This window comes from Spinactinospora alkalitolerans (assembly GCF_013408795.1).
Taxonomy (GTDB): Bacteria; Actinomycetota; Actinomycetes; order Streptosporangiales; family Streptosporangiaceae; genus Spinactinospora; species Spinactinospora alkalitolerans.
In genome coordinates, this window is the sequence record NZ_JACCCC010000001.1 from 5137415 (window position 1) to 5158966 (window position 21552).

Below are 21552 nucleotides of genomic sequence, written 5' to 3' on the forward strand. Positions count from 1 at the left end.
GCAGGCCGGACCGGCACCGTCCGGCCTCGCCTCCGCCGAGCGCCACCACGGTCGTGGGCGTCGCCTGGTGACCTCAGCGGAATCGGGGATGAGCCGTCCTATGTGTCCTATGAGGCGACGGTGAGCCTGGGCGAGCCGATGCGCGAGACAGGGGAGTGCGCCCTCACTCCACCGGCGGGGACCGGGACGGTCCCGGTGACGATCACCTTGGTCGACACCAACGACGAAAGCAGGCAGGGTGTCCTGCACCGCGCGTCGCCGATTCACCTGGAGGCCGAACCGATGGGTGGGAACGGCCCGCTGCGCTGGTACACCACGGCACCGGAGGGGAGCGTCGTACTCCGTCCGTTCGGCGGCCAACGCGCCCGGCGATGGCGGGTTCGGCCGAAGCGTCGATGACATCGACCTCGGCCAGGCGTTCTCCAGCGGCTGGGAGTACCGGGAGACCATCGAAATCCGTGGCTACCTGACCGGCGTCCCGCTCGACGACCCGTCCGGCCACGGCGTCGAAATCGCCTTCGCCGCGCCGGACTGGGACATCGTCGACGGCCACGCCGAATCGCTGCCCGTGCGGTTCTGACCGTCCCTCGACCTGCGCTTCTATATGCGACGTTAGCCAGCACTCCGGCCGGGAGGGCGTTCTCCCCGAGCGGTCCGAAACCCGGGAGGTAGCGCCGACCATAGCCGTACCAGAAGTACTGCTGGGGCGCATGCTCGGCGGGTACGCGTCCCAGGCGTGTTCCTCACTGGTCGGTTCTGGGACGGGGATTCAGTGGATTGGATGATCCGGTCGAAGAAGGGGAAGGCGCTGGCCAGGGCGGCTTCATGAGCGCTCCTTGATGTCAGGGGTGTAGGTGTCGGATGAAACAACCGCGCACCTTTGCGCCGTAGATCCAGCTAGTCCGGTGAGGCCGCCATCCGTCGGAGGGGTGGTGCCAATCCTCCGGCTCGTCGTAGGTAAGACGATGCCGTGCTCGCGCTGGAGATCGCGGGCACGGCTCAACGCGGGGGGGGGCGGCGGCGCGATGGGTCTGGCTGGCCTCGATGGCCATGTCACGCCACTGCGGGTGCTCGACGTCCAGTTCGTCCAGCAACATCTGCGCCGAGGCCAGGGTGACCACGCCGTGGCGGTCCTGCTCGACGTGCACGGCACGGGCGATGGCCACCAGCCGGTCGGCGGACTTTCCCTGAGGGGTTCACATCGCGCGTGCTGCCACTGAGCACCTGGCCGTTGGCCGATGAACAAGGGGCTGGCGGCCCGGTGCCGCCGCGATACGGACTGTACGGTCTGTACTGTCCGGCTAGGTTAGGGGCATGACCGACGTGACGCTGCAGGATGCTCGGGCCAACCTGGGCCGTCTGCTCACCCGCACCGCCCACACCGGTGAAGCGGTGACCATCACCCGCGGCGGCCGTGGCGGGCGCCGGTGTGGTCGTCGCCGTAGATCCTCGGGTGAGTGTGCCGCCGGTCAGGATCGCTCGATCTCGGACCGCAGGCGTCGGTACTCCCCTTGATCGATCTCACCGGCCGCGTAGCGCCGGTCGAGCTCTTGGCGCGCTGGAGTCCTGACGGCCTCTCCTCGCGCCGGGCCCGCGGACGAACCGTCGACCAGTTGTCGGATCAGCCAGATGATCCCCACCACGATCAGCACCAGCAAGGCCAAGCCGACCAGGCCCCACAGCACCATCCAGAGCATGCCCATTCCCATGCCGTCCATCACGGCGACCAACTCATTTCCTCGCGTGGCGTTTGCCTGCAAAGGGGCGCCGAATCATTCGCCCACCCCTGCGCTCCGTGATCTACCCGCCGACGCCACACCGCTCACCGGAATCCCGTAGTCGTTAAGGGAGGATCAGCGGCCTGACCTGGTCGAACCCGCCCATCGGTTACTGGCGGACACGGCATACGGCGCAGGATGCCCAGTGGGGCCGTCCGCACCGCGACCGCGAAGAGGGAAGCGGCGGCCTGGCCGGTGCCGAATAGGGCCAGGCGGCCGGTGCTGCTGGGAGCGGTGCGTATGGCCATGGCGGGACCGGGCAGGCGCAGCGGGATGCGGGGCCGAGGGCGGAACGTATGGTCGGCTTCTTCAGTGCTGGTGTGCGTCGATGCGTTCGCAGCAGGTCAGGGCGGCGTGGTTGTCGGCGGCCAGGGCGTGGGCGAGCACGATGAGGTCGGCCACGCGCGGGTCGGTCACCCTGTAGTAGGCGCGGCGGCCTTCACGGCGGGCGTGGACGTAGCCGCAGTCGGCCAGACAGGCCAGGTGGGTGGAGACCCGCCCCTGGGACAGGCCGACATGCTCGACGCACTCGGTGACGGTGTGCTCCTCATACCGCAGGAATTCCAGCAGCCGCAGTCGGGTGGGATCCCCCAGCGCGCGGAAGAGCTTCGCGACCACTTCCGCCCCGGCTCCCTGGGCGGGGAGCAGCGCCTGTGGTGCGGCGGTGGTGCCCGTGGTGTCGTTCAACGCGGTGACATGCCCTTCCATATGCGCTGTCGTATTCGCTTTGGCGGATACTATGCCGGCAGCATACATCTGCCAAAGCGAATAAATCGAGGTCGGCTGGGTAGTCGGCGCTGCGAGGAGGGACGGTCATGGTGTTCGATCTGGCGGTCGTCGGTTCGGGCGGGGCGGCGTTCGCCGCGGCGATCGCCGCGCGGCGCAAGGAACGCTCGGTGGTGATGGTCGAACGCGGCACCGTCGGCGGCACCTGTGTCAACACCGGGTGCGTGCCGTCCAAGGCGCTGCTGGCCGCGGCCGAGGCCCGCCACGTCGCCGTGGAGGCGGACCGGTTCCCCGGCGTCCGGGCGAGCGCCGAGGACGTGGACTTCGCCGCGTTGATCGGCGGCAAGCGCGCCCTGGTGGAGGACATGCGCGCCGACAAATACGTGGATCTGGCCAAGGAGTACGGCTGGGACATCGTCCAGGGCACGGCGCGCTTCGCCGAAGGCCCGGTGCTTCAGGTGGAGCCGGCCGAAGGCGGAACGCGGCGCGTCGAGGCCGCCCACTATGTGATCGCCACCGGCTCGGCGCCGTGGGCGCCGCCGATCGAGGGCCTGGACGAGGCGGGGTATCTGACCTCCACGACCGCCATGGAGCTCGACCGGTTGCCGTCGTCGCTGCTGGTGGTGGGCGGCAACTACATCGGGCTGGAGCAGGCCCAGCTGTTCGCCCGCCTGGGTGTGCGGGTCACGGTGGTGGAGACGGCCGAGCGGCTCGCCCCGAACGAGGAGCCCGAGGCCGGTGCGGCCATCGCCGGAGTCTTCGCCGGCGAGGGCATCGATGTGCGCACCGGCGTCGGCGTCACCGCGGTCCGGCGTGAGGGCGGCCGTGTCGTGGCCACGGTCGGTGGTGAGGAGGTGGCCGCCGATGAGGTGCTGGTCGCCACCGGCCGCCGTCCGGTCACCGACGGCCTGGAGCTGGACGGGGTGGGGGTGCAGACCGGGGAGCGCGGCGAGGTCGTGGTCGATGAGCACTTGCGTACCGTCAACCCCCGGATCTGGGCCGCCGGGGATGTGACCGGGCACCCGCAGTTCGTCTACGTCGCCGGAGCCCACGGCTCGGTGGTGGCCGACAACGCCCTGGACGGCGCCCACCGGGTCCTGGACTACCGCCACCTGCCGCGGGTGACCTTCACCGGCCCGGCCGTCGCCGGGGTCGGGCCGACCGAGGCCCAGGCCGCCCGGCAGGGCCTGGACTGCGAATGCCGTGTCCTGCCGCTGGAGAACGTGCCGCGCGCGATCGTCAACCGCGACACCCGCGGTTTCATCAAGATCGTCGCCGAACGCGGCAGCGGCCGGGTGGTCGGGGTCACCGCGGTGGCCGAGGGCGCCGGCGACGTGATCGCGGCCGCGGTCTATGCGGTGCAGGCGGGGATGACCGTCGATCACATGGCCGAGACCTGGTGCCCGTATCTGACCATGGCCGAGGGGCTGAAGCTGGCCGCCCAGACCTTCGCCCGCGACGTCGCCAAACTCTCCTGCTGCGCCTCCTGACCCGCCACGCCCGCCGAAGGATCCGGACATGACCGTCGACATCGAATCCCTGACCCCCGGCTCGGCCGGACTCTCGGCGGCGCCGACGCGCTTGTCGGTCTTGCAGGGCCGTGGCGGCCGCTGCTCACCCTGCTGGCCCGCGGTGAACCCGTCTCGATCGAGGTGCCGGCCGCGGCCGGACCGGTCACCGCCGGGCCGGCCTCGGGCGCGGCCATGTCGCTGGTCGTCGACGAAGGGCGCACCCCGCTGCCGGGGTTCTCCGCGTCCAACCGCGACCACCCGCTCATCACCACGCCCGCGGGTTCGCCGCCCACCTCGCCTTCGGACTCGCCGTCACAGCCGCCGCCGAAGCCGCCTGGCGCCTGACCCGCCGCAACCCCTGACCAGCAGCCGCACACCATTCCAAAGACGACCGGCAACCACGGAGGACATGGATATGAGCACGGATTTCGACGTGATCGTGATCGGCGCCGGGCCCGGCGGTGAGGCCGCCGCGGCCCGCCTGATCAAGGGCGGGCTGCGGGTGGCGCTGGCTGAACGCGAGCTGATCGGCGGGGAGTGCGCCTACTGGGCGTGCATCCCCTCCAAGACGCTGCTGCGCCCGCCCGAGGCGCGCGCCGAGGCCGACGGCGCCGCAGGCCTGGAACGCCCCGGCCTGGACTGGCCGGGCGTACGCGACTACCGCGACTACATGATCCGCCACCTCGACGACTCCGGCCAGGTCACCGGCTACCGGGACAAGGGCGCGACCGTCCTCAAGGACACCGCGCGCATCATCGGGCGCGACCCGTGGCGCGTCCAGGTCGGCGACCGGCGACTCAGCGCCGAACACGTCGTGGTGGCGACCGGATCCGAGGCCGTGCGCCCGCCGATCGCGGGCCTGGACCAGGTCGAGGTGTGGACCAACCGGGAGGCCACCACCCTGCGCGAGATCCCCGGGCGGGTGGCGATGATCGGCGGCAGCGCCGTGGGGGTCGAGCTGGGCTGGTTCCTGGCCCGCATGGGCAGCCGCGTCACCGTCATCCAGCGCGGGCCGAGCCTGCTGGACCGCGAGGAGCCCCGGCTCGGCGAACTCGTCGCCGACCGGCTCACCAAGGACGGCATCGACGTCCGCGTGGGCCGCCAGGCTGACGCCGCCCGCCGCGACGGCGACCACACCGTTCTCGACCTGGACGACGGCACCAGCGTGGAAACCGACGTCGTCGTCCTGGGCACCGGCCGCCGGCCCCGCACCGACGGCCTGGGCCTGGCCGATGTCGGCGTCGAAACCGACGCCCGCGGCGCGCTCCCGGTCGACGACCACTGCCAGGCCGCCGAAGGCCTCTGGGCCGTCGGCGACGTCACCGGCACCGCCCTGTTCACCCATGTGGCCCTCTACCAGGCGCGCGTGGCCGCCGACACCATCCTGGGCACGACCCGGCGCGCCACCTACACCGCCGTCCCCCGCGTCGTCTTCGCCCAACCCGAGATCGCCGCCGTGGGCCTGACCGGCGCCCAGGCCCGCGAGAAGGGCATCAACGTCGCCACCAGCGAACTCGACCTCGCCGCGTCCCTGGCCCGCCCCTGGACCTATGAGACCGACCCCGCCGGCACTCTCGGGCTGATCGCCGACCGCGACCGCCGCGTCCTCATCGGCGCCTGGGCCATCGCGCCCATGGCCGGCGAATGGATCCACCAGGCCGCCCTGGCCATCCGCGCCCAACTGCCCATCGACACCCTGCTCGACACGGTCGCCCAATTCCCCACCTACAGCGAGGCCTACCTCGCCGCAGCCGAACGGCTCGACCTGTGACCACACACCCGATCAGCGCGAGGCTCGGCTAGGCGTGGATCACCCGCGACCACAGGGCCGGATCGGCGACCGCCCATAGCGCCTGTGGAGGAACACGTCCGGAATTGAGTCAGCGCTCTTCTTCCTTCTCCTCGGCCGGGTAGGCTTCGGCCGTTCCGGGCCCGTGGTCGGGCAGCGGCGAGCGGGCGGTCGCCTCCCGGTGCAGCCGCAGGAACTCCAGGTGCCGCTCGTACTCGTCGAGGATGTTGCCGATGAGCTGCTCCTTGCTGTAGCCCATCACGTCGTAGCCCTGGCTGCCCTCGGTGAGGTACACCTCGAAGCGCACGTAGGTGTCGTGCTCGGTGACCGGCCGCGTGGCGAACGTCGGAGTGGGCATCTCGATCGGCCACACCCGGTAGCTGAACTCCTCCTCGGTGTCCATCGGCACTCTCAGCTCCACGTGCGGGATCCCGACCTCCTCGTCGACCCCTTCGGTGACCGACGCCTCCGCGCCCTGCGCGCGCAGCTCCTCCGCGACGTCCCGGAACGCGGGGCGGCACACCTCGTCGACGAATTTGGCGGCCGCCCGCTTCCCGGGGAAGCTCATCACCCTCGTGAGCCGCTGCCGCCAGTTCCGGTCCGCGCCCCTGCGGCCGATCGCGGTCCGCTCCGACAGCGACGACGACAGGGTGGTGCGGAGCGCGTCCTTGCGGAACCGTTCGGTCCGTAGCGCCTTGTACAGGCCCCAGATGATCAGGAGCATCACGAACGAGAACGGCAGGCCCATGATGATGGTCGCGTTGGTCAGCGCGTCCACACCGCCGACGAGGAGCATGGCGAGGGTGAGCAGGCCGGTCGCCGACGCCCAGAAGATGCGCAGCCACGGCTTGGAGTCGGTGATCGGTGTCGGCAGGTGGGAGCTGAGGTTGCCCATCACCAGCGCGCCGGAGTCCGCGGAGGTGACGTAGAGCAGCAACCCGACGAAGGTCGCCAGCCCGGCGCTGAACGTGACCCCCGGGTACTGCGTGAGCAGCGCGTAGAAGCCCTGCTCGGGCGCGTTCACGGTGATCTCGCCGAACTCGGTGCCGCCCTGCCGCACCACGCTCAGCGCGCTGTTGCCGAAGATCGACAGGAACGTCAGCGTGTACAGCAGCGGGACCACCAGCGTCGCCGTGACGAACTGCCGGATGGAGCGGCCGCGCGAGATCCTGGCGAGGAACAGTCCGACGAACGGCGCCCAGGCGACCCACCAGGCCCAGAAGAACAGCGTCCAGGCGTTGAGCCACTCGGTCGGCTGGTCGTAGGCGAAGGTGTTCAGCGTCATCGCGGGGAAGCGGCTGATGTAGTCGCCGATGTTGAGGATGAGGGCGTTGAGCAGCCGGACGGGGCCCTCGAAGACCAGCACGTAGAGCATCAGGCCGATGGCGAGCAGGACGTTGAGCTCGGACAGCCGCCTGATGCCCCGGTCGACGCCCGCCACGGCGGACACCGTGGTCATGAGCACGGCGACGATGATCAGTCCGATCTGCGCCGGGACTCCTTCGGGCACGTCGAAGAGGAAGTTCAGCCCGTAGTTGAGCTGCACGACGCCGATTCCGAGCGACACGGAGATACCGAAGATCGTGCCGATGACGGCCGCGAGGTCGACCGCGTCACCGATCCGGCCGTGGATGCGCCTGCCGATGAGCGGGTACAGGGCCGAGCGGATGGCCAGCGGGAGGCGGTAGCGGAACGAGAAGTAGCCGAGCGCCATGCCCATCAGCGCGTACATCGCCCACCCGGTGATGCCGTAGTGGAACAGCGTCCACACCACGGCCTGCCGGGCCGCCTCGACGGTCTGCGGGTCGCCCTCGGGCGGTGCGAGGTAATGGCTGACCGGTCCGGCGACGGAGAAGAACATCAGGTCGATGCCGATGCCGGCCGCGAACAGCATGGCGGCCCATGCGAACACCCCGTAGTCCGGTGTGGAGTGCTGCGGCCCGAGTTTGACCTCGCCGTACCGGGATACGGCGACGAACACCACGAACACCAGGTACAGGGTGGCGGCGAGGAAGTAGTACCAGCCGAATCCCGCGGAGATCCAGCTCACCACTGTTCCGATGGTGTTCTCGGCACCCGTCGGCGTGATGATCGCCCAGATCGAGAGCGCGAGGATCAGCACGGACGAGCCGATGAAGACGGCGGGCTTGAGTCGGCTCTCCCCGCGCCGCGCCTTGACCGCGGTCGCCGGAGTCCCCGGTTCCGCTGCGCTGTCGCGCTCTCCGTTCGTGGACACGGGTCTCACCTTTTCTGCGTGCGGTACCGGTCGTGGTCCTCTGCGGACGGCGGCGACGGGGTGTGCCGAGGACGGGATCTGCGGCTTTCCCGGCGGGCGCCGTCAGGGCGTATGAGTCGCCGCCGGCGAGGTGGGGCGTCGCGGACGCGCCGAGCGCTCGCGGCCCGTCGGCACCGGAGCGCGGTCGGCGGCATGCGCGCGGGGAGGTTCCGGGTCCGGTCCGGCCGATCCGCTTCCGGCACGAGGATCTCCTCGCCCGGGCCCGCGCTCAACCGATTGACCGACGCACGGCCCCGCCGAGCCCCCGCAGACGATGACATGGTCGTACTCCGCCCGCCCCATCATGCTGCTCCTTTTTCCGTATCGCGGATCCAAGGGATGCGCATTCAGGGGTAATAGCGAGCTTAACGCGAAACGGTGCAGGGCTGCACGCACCTTACGCGGGGAGGGACGGTCGGACATCCGGTCCACGTCGGGGACGGTGCGCCGGATGGAGCGCTTACGGCGCGCACAGGCCGGGCGGCGTTTACGGAGAGTGGCCGCGGCAAGCCTCCCGGGGATCGCGACGGCGCTTGACGCTCCGCAGTCGGGCCTTGGCCGCCGCGTCGGCGGTCTCGACCACCGCGGACACCGGCTGCTACGGCCGGATTCCGCGGTCGGCGGGCCTGGCCAAGCCGTCGTCACCGGCCGGCAGCACCCGTCCTCGGACGACCGGGCGCGGGTCGCGGAAGTCCCCGCGCGCCCTATTGACTTCCAAAGCCAAACAGACATAATCAAATAGAATCGGACAGAAAAACAGACATAAGAGTGGAGGTGAGTGCGATCGTGTACGCGCCGGAGCGGCATCGGGAGATCGTCTCCCGCGCCAGGGAACGCGGCCGGATCGAGGTGAGGAACCTGGCGGAGAGCCTGTCGGTCACCCCCGAGACCATCCGCCGGGACCTCACCGAGCTGGAGCGGCTGGGCATGCTGCGCCGCGTGCACGGCGGCGCCATCCCGGTCGAGCACAGGCTCGTCGGGCAGGCGGGGACCGACGGCGAGGCCGCCCCCGGCGCGCAGGAGCAGCGCATCGCCAAGGCCGCGCTCGCCGAACTCCCCGATGGCGGATCGGTCATCCTCGGCGCCGACGCCGCAACGTCCCGCCTGGCCGAACTGCTGCCGACCGACACCGCTCCGACCGTCGTCACCCGTTCCGTGCCGGTCGCCGCGCTCGTCGCGTCCCTGCCCAACGTCTCCCTGCACGTCCTCGGCGGTCTGGTGCGCGGCCGGACCCCGGCGACGGGCGGCGAGTGGACCATCGGTGCGGCCGGCGGCGTCTTCGTCGACGCCGCGTTCATGGGCGCCGACGCCATCACCCCCGACCACGGCCTGAGCACATCCGACGCCGACGAGGCGCGGATCACGCGCGCGCTGATCGGTGCCGCGGCGCGCACCGTCGTCCTCGCCGACCACAGCAGGTTCGGTCGTGCGGAACCCGTGCACGTGGCCCCGATCGACGCCGTCGACCTCGTCATCTCCGATTCCGGACTCGACTCCGGAACGGCCGGGGAGGTCGCGACCGCAGGACCGCGAATCGAGCTCGCATGATCCTCACCGTCACGCCGAACCCCAGCGTCGACCGCACCCTTGAGATCGCCTCGCTCGTCCGCGGAGACGTGCTGCGCGTCCACACCGCCCGGGCCGAGGCCGGCGGCAAGGGCGTCAACGTCTCGCGCGCGCTGCGCAGGAACGGTTCGCCGACCACCGCGGTGCTCCCGATCGGCGGCGCAGAGGGCGCCGAGCTCACCGCGCTGCTCGGCGACCTCCCCTTCGTGAGCGTGCCGATCGGCGACGAGACCCGCAGCAACATCACCGTCACCGAGTCCGACGGGACCACGACCAAGCTCAACGCCGCCGGGCCGGCGCTCTCGGCCGCCGAGACCGACGAACTGCTGGGCGCGCTCGGCACCGAACTCGCGCGCGGCCCGCGCTGGCTCGCGGCCGGCGGCAGCCTGCCCCTCGGCGTCCCCCCGGACCTCTACGTCCGGGTCGCCCGGCTCGCGGCCGAGCACGGCGTCCCCGTCGCGCTGGACACCTCGGGCGTCCCACTGGAGGTCGCGGCCCTCACGGGGGCGTTCGCGCTGCTCAAGCCGAACCAGGAGGAGCTGGCCGCGCTGCTCGGCAGGGAACTGCCGACCGTCGGCGAGGTCGTCTCCGCCGCACGGGAGGTCCTGAGCTGGGGGAACCGGGTGGTGCTGGTGACGCTGGGCGGCCACGGGGCGCTGCTCGTCGAGCGGGGCCGCACCTGGTGGGCGCGCGGCCCGGAGGTCGCTCCCCGCAGCACCGTGGGCGCCGGCGACTGCGCGCTCGCCGGATACCTGTCCACCGACGCGCTGTCCGGTGAGCGGCTGCGCCGCGCCGTGGCGTGGGGAACGGCCGCGGTCTCGCTGCCCGGCACCACCGTTCCCGGAACCGGCGACATCGCCCCGGAGGCCGTCACGGTCGTCGCCGAGCCCGATCCGCACTGGGTGGTGAAGGAGCTGTGACCCCCGAACCCCGCGGCCCCGCCTCCTGACCCGCTCCCCCACCGGCCGGTCCGCCGGCCGCACCGGGACGTTTCCTCGGCCCCCGGGGGCCACCCCGTCCCCACCTCAGATCGTCGACGGGAGTCGGGAGGCTGTGGTCGCGGTTCTTTCGTGCACCGCCGCACGGCACGGGAAGGCCGCCGTCAGCGCTCGCGCCCGACAACGGCCCCACCGGGCCACCGGTGGTCCGGCAGGGCCTGGAGCAACACGTCTAGGCCATGACGACCCGGGGGCCGAGCGCCGAGAGCTCGTCGCCGAGGCCGGCCGCGAGTCCGGTGTCGGTGATGATGCAGTCGACGTCGTCGACGGTGGCGAACCGGGTGAAGTGGTCGTTGCCGACCTTGGTGTGGTCGGCCAGCAGCACGGCGCGCCGAGCGGAACGGATCATCGCCCGCTTGACCATGGCCTCGGCCGTGTCCGGCGTGGTGAGCCCGCGTTCCGCGGAGACGCCGTTCGTCGCCATGAAAGCCACGTCCACGAACGTCTCCTCCAGCGCCTGGAGCGCCCAGCCGTCCACGGTGGCCTGGGTGCGGGTGCGCAGCCGGCCGCCCAACAGCATCAGGTTGATGTTGGTGCGGGGGGTGAGCGTCAGGGCGATGGAGACCGAGTTGGTGACGACCGTGAGCTCGCGGTCGGTCGGGAGCTGCTCGGCGAGCCGCCCGGTGGTGGAACCGGCGTCCAGCAGGATCGCCCCTTCATCGGGCAGTTCGGCCAGGGCGGCCTTGGCGATCCGCTCCTTCTCCTCGGTCATCACGGAGTCCCGCACGGTCAGGGTCGGCTCGAAACCCAGTCGTTCGACCGGGATCGCGCCGCCGTGCACCCGGCGCAGGACGCCGTGGCGTTCCAGAGCGGTGAGGTCGCGCCGGATCGTCTCGTAGGTCACTTCGAACTCCGAGGCGAGCTGGGCGACGTCCACACGTCCCTCCCGGCGGGCACGCTCGAGAATCAGCCGCTGGCGTTCTTCCGCGTACATGTGGAATCACCTGTTTTTCAATGTTGGTTTAGTTGATGTTAATGGTGTGATGCGGTGCCCACAAGGCCCGCATCGACGTGCCTCTTGGGTTTGCGCGGCCTTCCTGCGCTCCCGTACCTGCAGGAAGGGCCGTCGGCGTGTGGCTTCCGGTGGGCGGCGCGGCGCGCGCACGGCACGGGGCCACGGTCCCAGTCTCCCCGTGGCCCCGGCGAAATCGGAACGCGGAACCAGGCCGCGGCGTCAGACCATGAGCACGCACGGCCCGCGTCCTCGGATTCCCATGGCGAGCTCGGGGGACGAGGCGGAGTCGGTGATGAGGCGGCCGATGCCATCGAGCCCGGCGAACCGGGTGAAATAGTCGTCGCCGGGAAACCGGACAGAATCCGTCAGATGAATGCGGTACACCGCTCTACCGGCACAGAACAGGGCCGGACGCGAAAAAGCCAACGATTCGGAGCCTGATTCGAAAAAGTGCCATGGTCGGAGGATTCCATCACCGGCCGTTTCCTCCCGCTCCTCCCGCCGACCGCCCGCCGACTCCCGGATCCCGGCCCTCTCCGGTCCGGCCGACGGCGGCACGGCCTGCACGGCCGTCCGAATTCCGACGGCCCGCACCAATCACCCCCTTACCTATCGTCCATTCACGGATTCAACTGCGCTCCATGCCTTGCCTTGAGGTGAGAAAACCCTGCACAGTAGGACGACGCTCGCGTAACCCCACCGAACACCGCGGGAGTGGAGCGCCCGGGTAAGGGCACTCGCCCCGCGGAGGAATGGCCGACATGCGACAGAAAAGCGAAAATCCCCCTCCGCCGGAACCGCGGTTCACAGGACTCGGAGACCTGCCCTACCAGGGCCGCGACGCCGTGCGACACGACGGAGGGTTCGCGCACAAGGTCGGCGGCCAGTGGAGGCACCTCACCGCGACCGAGTTCATGCGCGACGTCACCTCGGTCGCCAAAGGGCTCGTCGCCGCGGGCGTCTCCGCCGGCGACCGCGTGGTCCTCGCATGCGGCACGCGCTACGAGTGGGCGCTGATCGCCTTCGCGGTGTGGGCCGCCCGCGGCGTCCTCGTCCCCGTCCACCCCTCATGCCCGGTCGCGCGGCTGCAGCACCTCCTGCGCGATTCGCTGCCCGCCGCCGTGATCGTGGAGAACGAGCGGCACGCGCGCGCCGTCGCCGGGATCCGGCACGAATTCCCCGGCCTGGCCCGCATATGGCGCCTCGACGACTCCCTCGGCACCGATCCGGACAGCGGCCTGAACACGGGGCTCAAGACGATCATGACGGCCGGGGCCTACATGGACCCGTCCGCCATCCTCCTCCGCCGGCAGGAGACCAAGCGCGACGACATCGCCGTGATAGCCCACCCCGCCACCACGGAGCGGGGCTCTCCCTGCGCGGCCCTCACCCACGGCAACCTGCTCGCCTGCGCCGAGAACCTGATCGGGCGGGCGCAGCCGCTGCTCGACGCCGTCCCCGCGGGCGAGGCCGGCACGCTCATGCACCTGCCCCTGGCGGGGACGTTCGGCCAGAGCATGCTGATCGCCGGCGTCATGGCGCGCGTCCACATCGGATTCCCGCCCCGCGGCTCCTCACTGCTGCACGAGACCCGCGGATTCGCCCCCACGATCCTGCTCGCGCGGCCCTCCTTCCTTGAACGCGTCCACGGCATCGAGCACGCGATCGAGCACGAGAAGTCGAACATGCCCGGCTGGGACAACCTCGGCGCCTTCAACTCCGCCACCGAACACGCCATCGAGATGAGCAAGGGCGGACGCCGCGGACTGTGGCGGCGCGTCTCGCACGCGATGCACGGATGGCTCTACACCCGCATCCGCGACCACCTGGGCGGCCAGGTGAGGTTCATCGTGTGCTCCGGCGCGGTGCCCGAGCGCATGACCCATTTCTTCACCGGTGTGGGCATGCCCGTCCTCCAGGGGTTCGGGATCACCGAGACCGCCGGCCCGTTCACGCTGAACGTCGGCGGGGAGAGCCCCGCGGGGAGCACGGGGCGGCCGATACCGGGGATGCAGGTGCGGATCTCCTCCCTCGGCGAGGTGGAGGTGCGGGGCGCGGCCGTGTTCCGCGGGTACTGGAGCTCCCCCGAATCCGCCCGCACGGCCTTCCGCGAGGGCTGGCTGGCCACGGGCGTGTCCGGCCGGTTCGTCTCCGACGGCTCCCTGGTCGTCGAGCACGGACCCCGGCGACGGGCGCACACCGTCGCCGCTCCCTCCGGCACGGCTCCGGCCCTGCCGCCCCCGGACGACTGGAGGGCCGACAGCCGCCGCGCCAGGCACGCCCGCCCCGCATCGGCGCCGCCGGAGGAGCCCCGGCCGCCGCTGCCCCGATCAGGCGGCCTCCCCAGGAGATGACCGACCGGTGTCCGGGCGCGGACCCGGTTGCGCGGAACCGGCACCGTCCCGTCGGCCTCACCCGCCCGGATAGCGCCGGGTCCACCGCGAGGGCGGCCCGTAGTCGTCGTGCAGCCGGTTCCCCTCGGTGAACTCCCACACGAAGTCGTCGGCGAGCTGGCCGATGGTGCCGCGGCCCTCCACCTCGAAGGTCAGCTCCGGAGGCAGCGCCGTCTCGCCGTGCAGCGCGCCGAGGACGTTGCCGCAGACCGCACCGGTGGAGTCGCTGTCACCGGAGTGCGTGACGGCGAGTGCCAGCGCGTCGGTGAACTCCTCGGGCTCCGGGTGCACCAGAGCCGCGTAGACCGCGATCGCCAGCGCCTCCTCCGCGATCCAGCCGCCGCCGAGCCCCTCCACCGTCTCAGCGGACACCGGCTCGGTCGCGGCGGCCCGCAGGGCCTGGTCGAGTGCCGCGTCCGTCTCCTCGTGGGACTCGTGCCCGCGCAGCTCCACCATTGCCGCGTCCAGAGCGGTCCGCAGGTCGTCCCCCGCCACCAGGCGGTGGATGAGCAGCGCGAGCGCGCCGGAGGCGAGCCGCCCCGTGGGGTGCCCATGGGTGAGTCCCGCGGCCTGGGCCGCGATGGTGAAGATGTAGGCGTCGCCGGGAGCGCCCTCCGGGGGCAGCAGTCCGAACGGCGCGCTGCGCATGACGCCGCCGCACCCCTTCGAGTCGTTCTCCGCCGCCGTGCCGTAGGGCCGGTCCGGGGTCCCGGCGCCGCGCCCCAGCGCGTTGAGGCAGGTGTCGCCGGGCGCGCGCCGGGCGTAGAGCCAGCGCTCCTCCCGCAGCCAGCCGTCGGGGTGGCCGGAGGGTTCCTGCAGCGTCTGGGTCTCGAACCAGCGCAGGTAGGCGTGGTGGACCACGCCCAGCGGGTTGAAGCCCAACCCGCGGTCCTGACGGACACCGGCCCGGATCAGCCCTTCGACGCTGAAGAGCGTCATCTGGGTGTCGTCGGTGACCAGACCGTGGCGCGGCGAACCGTCGGCGTAGTCGGCGACGTACTCCCGCACGCCGGCCGGTCCGTGCTCGGCGCGGATACCGTCGAGCGTCATGAACTCCACCGGCGCGCCGAGGGCGTCACCGACGGCACCGCCGAACAGGCAGCCCCGCACCCGCGACCGGTAGTCCTCCAGCCCCGACCTGCTCCGGGTCATCGGCACGCTCCCCTTTACCGTCGTCTCCGGAGATCTTCGCAGAGACGCACCCGATGCGGCAGGGGCCTACCGCGACGCAACGGCGACCGGGGCCGCACAGCGGTCGGCGGCCGACGGTTCACCGGAGACCCGGGCCACGCGACTTCTGCAGACCTCGGCAGTGTGCCGAGCACGGGCCCATGAGGGGGCCCAGGGCGCGTCTTTCACGGATGCCGAGCATGTGCGCCCGCCCTCGCAGCCCCCTTCGCACGGGAGGCGCTCCGGTCCCCTGCTTCCGGCGGTCCGCGCTCCGCGATCGCCTGGGGCGCAGGAGGTTTCACGTTCGCCGATGTGGTGTGGAGGCCGCTCGCGGCGATACACTCGACGTAGTCGTCACCTCTCGTCGCGTCCGCATCACCGTGAGCGACGATCGCATCGAGAGCGTGTCCCCGCGTGCCCTCACGCGTTCCCCGACCTCCCCTCCGGGTACGAGAGAGCCTCAGTGAACCACCTTTCCCGCGCCACCGTTCTGCTGCCCCTGCCTCCTCTGTCCCGGACCGGCCACCGGTTGATGGTGCGCGAGCACGGCAGGATCGCCTTCTCCTCCCTGGCCGCCGAGGTCACGCACTGGCTTCGCGGCCACGGCATGATCACGGTGCTGTGCGGGCGCGAGCCCTGCCGCCGGCTGCTGGACACCGCGGCCTGGGTCGCCGGCGAGCGGCTGATGTGCTCCGTCCGCTCCCGCTGCCACGGGGCCAACGTGACCATCTGGTTGGAGGACCGCTGATCCGGTGCCGACCCGGCGCCGCGCGACCGGCCGGATCAGGTGAGCACGCCGTCCCAGAGGCGGCGGGTCTCGGCGCCGGGGTCGTCCACGACCGCGGAGGCCGGGTGGTCGAACCGCATCGCGGTGCGGGTGTGCGGGGTCCAGCGCGGCCAGCCCGGATCGCCGGTCGCGGCGAAGCGGACCCACGCACCGTGCATCGCCGCTGCCAGCGCTTCGGGCGCGTCGGGGCCGGTCAGCCCGCTGCCGACGGCGAGGTTGTCGAAGACGAACGGGATCTCCAGTGCGTGGCAGGCGCCCAGGCGCCCGTCCATCTGCGGCGTCCGCCAGGCGAACTCGTAGCCGAAGGTGCCGGCCGGGGCCTTGGCGCGCGCCTCGGCCATGCGGTAGGCGGGGATCCGGAACCTCTGGTCGGTGATGACCGCCGAGAGCACGTCCCCGGGCGTCGACAGTGGGCCGGAGGCGCCGTAGACCGCGCTCGCCCCGGCCGCCAGGCCGGCCCGGGCCAGGTAGCCCGGCAGATGATCCTCCGAGACGAGGTCGAGCAGCCCGGTCGGCGCCAGGAACAGCCGGTATTCCTCGGTGTTGCTGCCGAACAGCAGGTCGACGCCGTGGCCGGCGCCCGCGCGCATCGCCTCGGTCGGCATGTGTTCGATCAGCGCGCCGTCGAGGACCGGCGCGAACGGCAGCATCATGGACCCGCCGGCGATCCGCTCCCCCCAGACCTCGGGGTCGGAGCCGCCGCGCACCTCCAGCGAGATCCGGCTCTGCTCCCGCAGCAGGTCCTCGGTCGCGACGCCGGAGAGGGCCTCGGCCGTCGGGGCGACCCCGAGCCGTTCGGCGAGGACGCGCGCCACGGTCGCGGCGTCCCGGGGATCGGCCACGGCGTTGCCCGCACCGGACTGGGCGACGGCCCGCCGGAAGAGCCCCTCGGTCCGGGGGATCGAGAGCAGGGTGGCGACGCTCATGGCGCCGGCCGACTCCCCGAAGACCGTGACGTTGCCCGGGTCGCCGCCGAAGCCGGCGATGTTGTCGCGCACCCACTCCAGCGCGGCGATCTGGTCCAGCAGGCCGAGGTTGGCGGGGGCGTCCTCCAGCAGGCAGAAGCCGTCCGCGCCGAGCCGGTAGTTGAAGGTCACCGCCACCACGCCGTCGCGGGCGAAGGCGCTCGCCTCGTAGATCGGCTCCGAGCCCGAGCCGTTGGTGAACGCGCCGCCGTGGATCCAGACCATGACCGGCAGCCCGGCCGCCCCGAGGTCGGGGGTCCAGACGTTGAGGTTCAGGACGTCCTCGCCGGGGATGAAGCGTTCGACCAGCAGTTGGCCGACGGTTTCGGGGTAGGCCGGGCGCGGAGCGGTGGGGCCGAACTCCGTCGCGTCGCGGACCCCGTCCCAGCGCTCCGGCGCGCGCGGCGGCCGGAACCGGTCGGGGCCCACCGGAGCGGCCGCGTAGGGAATGCCGCGGAACACCGCGATCCCGTCGTTCCGGACTCCGCGCACCTCGCCGGCGCGCGTCTTGGCCACGACCTCCACGGGGTCTCCTCTCACCGTGCCGTCGCCCATTCCTACGCAGACCGACCGGTCGGTGTCAAGGTTCGGCGGCACCCCGGAGCGCCCGCCGCAACCGCGGCCCCGGGGGTTCTGCCGCGCCGTCGGGCTGGTTAGCCTGAGGCTTGTTACCGACCGGTAAACCCCCGGGTCCGGCCGGGCCCCGTCCCGAGCCGCCCAGAACCAGTGGAGTCACCCATGGCGTCACCGTCCCCCGCGACCGTCTCCCCCGAACTGGCCCGCACCACCTGGCGGGCGGTCGAACCGCTGCACGTGTCCGTCTACTTCTCCCCCGAGGCGCCCGCCGAGTACGCGGCCATCGGCCTGGAGCCGACGGTCATGGGCTACTTCGCCTCGCGCTCGGCCGCCTTCGGCGCCGTCGGCGCCGAGACCGTCGTCGCCACCTTCTTCAACTTCAACCCCGACGTGGTCCGCTCGGTGATCCCCAAGGCATGGGAGGCCGCGGCGCCCGAGGCGGTCCTGGCCGCGCGGCTGCGCGCCGCGGGCGAGGGGCTGCGCCGGATCATCGGCGCCCCCGTGCTGGAGTCCGAGGCCGTCGGAGAGGCGGCCGAACTGGCGCGCACCGCCGCGCTGGAGGCGGCCCGGCACCCCTACGGCCGTCCGCTGTTCGCCGCGCACGCCGGGCTGGAGTGGCCCAAGGAGCCGCACCTGGTGCTCTGGCACGCCCAGAGCCTGCTGCGGGAGTTCCGCGGTGACGGCCACGTCGCCGCCCTGGTCACCGCCGGGCTGGACCCGGTCGAGGCCCTGGTCACCCACGCCGCGACCGGCCAGGCCAGCGTCAAGGGGCTGCGCAGGAGCCGCGGCTGGAGCCGGGAGGTGTGGGACGCGGCGGTCGGGCGCCTGCGCGAGCGCGGCCTGGTGGCCGTCGGCGAGGACGAGACCGTCTCCCTCACCGAGGACGGGCGGCGGCTGCGCCGGGAGATCGAGGACCGCACCGACGCGCTGGCCCTGCCCGCCTACGCCGCGATCGGCGCCGAGGGCTGCGAGCGCCTGACCGACCTCGCCGCCCCGCTCGCCCAGGCCGTCAACGACGCCGGAATCCTGCCGGGTACCCGTCGGGCCTGAACCCCGGCCCATCCTCGTCCCCGGGGCGGAGGCGGCGCGGTCACGCGGATCCCTCGCGCGGTCGGGTCCGCCTCGGGTCCGGTGGGCGTCCTCGACCGGGCAAGCTGGTCCCGGAATCCGTTTCACCGACGGGAGGGAATCGGGCGTGCTGATCCGCTACGCGAGCGAGCAGGGCGACGGCGAGCACAACGAGGACTACGTCGCGGCCGGGACGGACTGGGCGTTCGTCCTGGACGGGGCGACGGCCGCCCCGGGCGTGCGCACCGGGTGCCGGCACGGTGTGCGGTGGCTGGTGCACCGGCTGGGCGCGGCGCTGGCGACGGAGCTGTCCTCAGCGCGGCGCCGACCCCTGCCCGACGCGCTGGCCGGGGCCATCGACCGGACCCGCGACGCACACGACGGCTGCGACCTGGGCAACCCCGACAGCCCTTCGGCGACCGCCGCGGTGGCACGCCGCACCGAGGACGGCCTGGACTACCTCGTCCTCGCCGACTCCGCCGTGCTGTTCCCCGGGCCGGACGGGACGGTGACCGCCGTGTCCGACGACCGGCTGGACCACCTGCCCGGCGGCCGCCCCTACTCGCTGGAGCTGGTGCGCGCCTCGCGCAACGTCCGCGGGGGCTTCTGGGTGGCGGGCACGGCGGTCGAGGCCGCCTACGAGGCGGTGACCGGATCGGTGCGGCCCGCCGACGGCCGCCTGGCGCTGATGACCGACGGCTGCACCCGGCTCGTGGAGCACTACGGCCACGCCTGGAGCTCGGTGTGGCGTCACCTGGTGGACTCGGGTCCGGAGTCCCTGATCGCCTGGGTCCGCACGGAGGAGCGCCGCAACGGCGTCGAACGGGGCAAGACCCACGACGACGCCACCGCCCTCTACGCCGAGCTGTGACCCGCCGTTGTCCGGCGCTCGTCCGGAGAGGGAGTGCGCCCGGATCATCGGATGGGACCATGGGCATCGGTGAGGCTGCCCGTGGACCGCGCACTCCCCTACTGCGCGCTGCTCCGCAAGCTCCGCAGCCCCACCGATCGGGAACCGCCTTCCATGGCGGGTGGCCCGCGTCACGTTACTCGGGGGTAGGATCAGCCGGACCCGGCTGAACGGTGACGAGGAGGCGACATGCCCGAGGCCCCCGACTGGGCGAACGATCCGGAGACGCAGGTGCTCTCGGAGAACCGCGATGGCGTCCTGCTGCTCACGCTCAACCGCCCCGACCGGCTGAACGCGTGGAACCCGGTGATGGCGGAGCGGCTGTTCGGCCTCATGAGCGCCGCCGATGACGACCCCGGGGTCCGGGTCGTCGTCGTGACCGGCGCCGGGCGCGGGTTCTGCGCCGGCGCCGACATGGAGGCGCTGTCCATGGTGGAGGGGGCCGCCGGATCCGGCTTCGAGCACGGCGAGCGCCCGCTGTCGTTCCCGACCACGCTGCGCAAACCGGTCATCGCCGCGATCAACGGCCCGGCGGCCGGGGTCGGGCTGGTGGTGGCGCTCTTCGCCGACCTGCGCTTCGCCGCCGAGGACGCCAAGCTCACCACGGCGTTCAGCAGGCTCGGCCTGGTCGCCGAGTACGGCATCGCCTGGCACCTCCCCCGCCTGGTGGGCGCGGCCAGGGCGCTGGACCTGCTGCTGTCGTCGCGGATCGTGCTGGGCGACGAGGCCGAGCGCATCGGGCTGGTCAACCGTGCGCTCCCCCGCGACCAGGTGCTCGACGCCGCCCTCGACCACGCCCGCATCCTCGCCGAGGGCAGCTCCCCCGCCTCGATGGCGTGGATCAAGGCGCAGGTCTACCGCGGGATGGACAGCGATCTGACCGCGGCCTGCGAGGAGGCGGCGGCCCTCATGCCCGAGGCGTTCGCCGGCGCCGACTTCTCCGAGGGCCTCGCGGCCCACCTGGCCAAGCGCACGCCGGACTTCGCCGGCCTCCCGCCCCGTGAACGGGGCTGACGCTCCGGAAGCCGCCGCGGGGCCCCGGCAGCGGAACGGCCCCGCTCACCCGGACGCCGCCTCCGGCGCGTCCGCCCCCGAGAAGTAGCGCCGGGGCGTGCCGGTGAGCATCATGTCGATCTGGGCGTCGGTGACGCCCGCCGCGCGCAGCGCCGGCAGCACGTCGTCGCTGATGTGCAGGTAGTTCCAGTTGGGGAGCACCTGGCGCACCAGCGCCATGGTCTCCTCTCCGGCGAACAGGTCGGCGTAGCACCAGGCGTCGTGGGAGAGCACGATCCGGTCGGCGTAGCCCTGCTCGGCGAGGGCCGCGATGGTGGCGACGCGCCGCTCGGTGGGGTTGATCGTGTCGACGCCGAAGCGGTCGCAGCCCAGGACGGCGCCCTGGTCGGCGAGCGACCTCAGGTAGTCGAGGTCGTTGCTGTCGCCGGCGTGGCCGACCACCACTCGGGTCAGGTCGACCCCCTCCTCGGCGAACCACGTCAGCGCCGCGGTGCCGCTGCGCGCCTCGGCGTTGGTGTGCACCGTGATCGGGGCGCCGGTCTCGACACTGGCCGCCGCCACCGCGCGGGCCACCCGCTCGACCTGCGGTGTCAGGTACTCGTCCACGACGCACTTGAGGAAGGCGGCCTTCACCCCGGTGTCGGCGATGCCCACGCGGATGTCGCGGACGAACATCTCGGTCATCGGCTCGGGGCCGCCCAGGGGCGTGCCCGGCCCCCGGTAGTGCAGGAACTGCGGCAGGTCGTGGAAGGCGTACAGGCCGGTGGCGGCGACGATGTTGATGTCGACCTCGGCGTTGACCCGCTGGATGCGCGGGAGGTGGCGGCCGAGCCCGATGACCGTCGGGTCCACGATCGTGTCGACGCCGCGTGCGCGCAGCTCCCCGAGGCGCTCGATCGCGTCGGCGACGCGCACCTCCTCGTCCCAGAAGTCGCCGTGGTTGTCCAGCAGCTCCGGGTTCACCATGAAGACGTGCTCGTGCATGAGCGTCGTGCCGAGCTCCTCAACGGGGATCGGGCCGCGAACCGTCTCGACCTGTGCCATCCTCACCCTCTCGTCGATGCGCGGAAG

At 72.2% G+C, this 21552-nt stretch carries 19 protein-coding genes; 11 read left to right on the top strand and 8 right to left on the bottom strand.

The genetic code is table 11. The annotated features are described in order from the left end of the window. Positions 1–286: 286 nt before the first annotated feature. Positions 287–580, top strand: coding sequence for a hypothetical protein (locus tag HDA32_RS22940; protein WP_179645165.1), 294 nt, complete (start codon positions 287–289; stop codon positions 578–580). A gap of 734 nt (positions 581–1314) precedes the next feature. Then, positions 1315–1515 carry a type II toxin-antitoxin system prevent-host-death family antitoxin gene (locus HDA32_RS32125; RefSeq protein WP_179645166.1) on the top strand — a complete coding sequence of 67 codons (201 nt, stop codon included), beginning with the start codon at positions 1315–1317 and terminating at the stop codon, positions 1513–1515. On the opposite strand, the gene HDA32_RS22950 is transcribed toward HDA32_RS32125, so the two are convergent. Further along, a complete protein-coding gene (locus tag HDA32_RS22950; protein ID WP_312863440.1) occupies positions 1470–1721 on the bottom strand; it encodes an SHOCT domain-containing protein in 252 nt (83 codons plus the stop codon). The genes HDA32_RS32125 and HDA32_RS22950 overlap by 46 nt on opposite strands. A 366-nt stretch (positions 1722–2087) precedes the next feature. After that, a complete protein-coding gene (locus HDA32_RS22955) occupies positions 2088–2486 on the bottom strand; it encodes an ArsR/SmtB family transcription factor (protein WP_179645168.1) in 399 nt (132 codons plus the stop codon). 107 nt (positions 2487–2593) lie between these two features. Here HDA32_RS22955 and merA point away from each other — a divergent pair, with 107 nt between their 5' ends. Both merA and HDA32_RS22965 read left to right on the top strand, forming a co-directional pair. After that, on the top strand, positions 2594–3994 hold the full coding sequence (gene merA, locus HDA32_RS22960) for a mercury(II) reductase (RefSeq protein WP_179645169.1): 1401 nt from the start codon (positions 2594–2596) through the stop codon (positions 3992–3994). Positions 3995–4430: 436 nt separating this feature from the next. Further along, on the top strand, positions 4431–5786 hold the full coding sequence (locus HDA32_RS22965) for a dihydrolipoyl dehydrogenase family protein (protein WP_179645170.1): 1356 nt from the start codon (positions 4431–4433) through the stop codon (positions 5784–5786). A 109-nt stretch (positions 5787–5895) separates the two neighbouring features. Here HDA32_RS22965 and betT read toward each other — a convergent pair whose 3' ends face one another. Beyond that, the gene (betT, locus tag HDA32_RS22970; protein WP_179645171.1) at positions 5896–8040 is read right to left on the bottom strand and encodes a choline BCCT transporter BetT; all 2145 of its coding nucleotides are present in this window, start codon (positions 8038–8040) and stop codon (positions 5896–5898) included. An 813-nt stretch (positions 8041–8853) separates the two neighbouring features. Here betT and HDA32_RS22975 point away from each other — a divergent pair. Continuing rightward, complete coding sequence (locus HDA32_RS22975) at positions 8854–9627, top strand: DeoR/GlpR family DNA-binding transcription regulator (protein WP_218882562.1); 774 nt, start codon at positions 8854–8856, stop codon at positions 9625–9627. After that, positions 9624–10565: a 1-phosphofructokinase family hexose kinase gene (locus HDA32_RS22980; RefSeq protein WP_179645172.1), complete on the top strand. Its 942-nt coding sequence runs from the start codon at positions 9624–9626 to the stop codon at positions 10563–10565. The genes HDA32_RS22975 and HDA32_RS22980 overlap by 4 nt, the downstream gene beginning before the upstream one ends. A 250-nt stretch (positions 10566–10815) precedes the next feature. Here HDA32_RS22980 and HDA32_RS22985 read toward each other — a convergent pair whose 3' ends face one another. Continuing rightward, positions 10816–11577, bottom strand: coding sequence for a DeoR/GlpR family DNA-binding transcription regulator (locus HDA32_RS22985; protein WP_179645173.1), 762 nt, complete (start codon positions 11575–11577; stop codon positions 10816–10818). 240 nt (positions 11578–11817) lie between these two features. After that, complete coding sequence (locus tag HDA32_RS22990) at positions 11818–12192, bottom strand: hypothetical protein (RefSeq protein WP_179645174.1); 375 nt, start codon at positions 12190–12192, stop codon at positions 11818–11820. Positions 12193–12359: 167 nt separating this feature from the next. On the opposite strand from HDA32_RS22990, the gene HDA32_RS22995 reads away from it, so the two are divergent. Next, positions 12360–13952: an AMP-binding protein gene (locus tag HDA32_RS22995; protein WP_179645175.1), complete on the top strand. Its 1593-nt coding sequence runs from the start codon at positions 12360–12362 to the stop codon at positions 13950–13952. A 57-nt stretch (positions 13953–14009) separates the two neighbouring features. On the opposite strand, the gene HDA32_RS23000 is transcribed toward HDA32_RS22995, so the two are convergent. Then, positions 14010–15143 carry an ADP-ribosylglycohydrolase family protein gene (locus tag HDA32_RS23000; RefSeq protein WP_179645176.1) on the bottom strand — a complete coding sequence of 378 codons (1134 nt, stop codon included), beginning with the start codon at positions 15141–15143 and terminating at the stop codon, positions 14010–14012. A gap of 481 nt (positions 15144–15624) precedes the next feature. On the opposite strand from HDA32_RS23000, the gene HDA32_RS23005 reads away from it, so the two are divergent. After that, entirely contained in the window at positions 15625–15909 is a 285-nt protein-coding gene (locus HDA32_RS23005) for a hypothetical protein (protein ID WP_179645177.1), read from the top strand. A gap of 35 nt (positions 15910–15944) precedes the next feature. On the opposite strand, the gene HDA32_RS23010 is transcribed toward HDA32_RS23005, so the two are convergent. Beyond that, entirely contained in the window at positions 15945–17438 is a 1494-nt protein-coding gene (locus tag HDA32_RS23010) for a carboxylesterase/lipase family protein (protein WP_179645178.1), read from the bottom strand. Positions 17439–17651: 213 nt separating this feature from the next. Between HDA32_RS23010 and HDA32_RS23015 the strand changes: the two genes are divergently transcribed. The 3 genes from HDA32_RS23015 to HDA32_RS23025 all read left to right on the top strand — a co-directional run bounded on the left by HDA32_RS23015 (position 17652) and on the right by HDA32_RS23025 (position 20481). After that, complete coding sequence (locus tag HDA32_RS23015; protein WP_179645179.1) at positions 17652–18539, top strand: SCO6745 family protein; 888 nt, start codon at positions 17652–17654, stop codon at positions 18537–18539. Between the two features lie 145 nt (positions 18540–18684). After that, complete coding sequence (locus HDA32_RS23020; RefSeq protein ID WP_179645180.1) at positions 18685–19428, top strand: protein phosphatase 2C domain-containing protein; 744 nt, start codon at positions 18685–18687, stop codon at positions 19426–19428. A gap of 228 nt (positions 19429–19656) precedes the next feature. Further along, a complete protein-coding gene (locus tag HDA32_RS23025) occupies positions 19657–20481 on the top strand; it encodes an enoyl-CoA hydratase-related protein (protein ID WP_179645181.1) in 825 nt (274 codons plus the stop codon). Positions 20482–20526: 45 nt separating this feature from the next. On the opposite strand, the gene HDA32_RS23030 is transcribed toward HDA32_RS23025, so the two are convergent. Beyond that, on the bottom strand, positions 20527–21525 hold the full coding sequence (locus HDA32_RS23030; RefSeq protein WP_179645182.1) for a phosphotriesterase family protein: 999 nt from the start codon (positions 21523–21525) through the stop codon (positions 20527–20529). Positions 21526–21552: the final 27 nt, after the last annotated feature.

What these genes read in the sequence shown, in the direction of transcription:
- HDA32_RS22965 (WP_179645170.1), top strand. Translation starts at nt 4,431, where the DNA reads ATGAGCACGGATTTCGACGTGATCGTGATCGGCGCCGGGCCCGGCGGT.
- HDA32_RS23025 (WP_179645181.1), top strand. Translation starts at nt 19,657, where the DNA reads ATGCCCGAGGCCCCCGACTGGGCGAACGATCCGGAGACGCAGGTGCTC.
- HDA32_RS22980 (WP_179645172.1), top strand. Translation starts at nt 9,624, where the DNA reads ATGATCCTCACCGTCACGCCGAACCCCAGCGTCGACCGCACCCTTGAG.
- HDA32_RS22985 (WP_179645173.1), bottom strand. Translation starts at nt 11,577, where the DNA reads ATGTACGCGGAAGAACGCCAGCGGCTGATTCTCGAGCGTGCCCGCCGG.
- HDA32_RS22955 (WP_179645168.1), bottom strand. Translation starts at nt 2,486, where the DNA reads ATGGAAGGGCATGTCACCGCGTTGAACGACACCACGGGCACCACCGCC.
- HDA32_RS32125 (WP_179645166.1), top strand. Translation starts at nt 1,315, where the DNA reads ATGACCGACGTGACGCTGCAGGATGCTCGGGCCAACCTGGGCCGTCTG.
- HDA32_RS23000 (WP_179645176.1), bottom strand. Translation starts at nt 15,143, where the DNA reads ATGACCCGGAGCAGGTCGGGGCTGGAGGACTACCGGTCGCGGGTGCGG.
- HDA32_RS23030 (WP_179645182.1), bottom strand. Translation starts at nt 21,525, where the DNA reads ATGGCACAGGTCGAGACGGTTCGCGGCCCGATCCCCGTTGAGGAGCTC.
- HDA32_RS23015 (WP_179645179.1), top strand. Translation starts at nt 17,652, where the DNA reads ATGGCGTCACCGTCCCCCGCGACCGTCTCCCCCGAACTGGCCCGCACC.
- HDA32_RS22995 (WP_179645175.1), top strand. Translation starts at nt 12,360, where the DNA reads ATGCGACAGAAAAGCGAAAATCCCCCTCCGCCGGAACCGCGGTTCACA.
- merA (WP_179645169.1), top strand. Translation starts at nt 2,594, where the DNA reads ATGGTGTTCGATCTGGCGGTCGTCGGTTCGGGCGGGGCGGCGTTCGCC.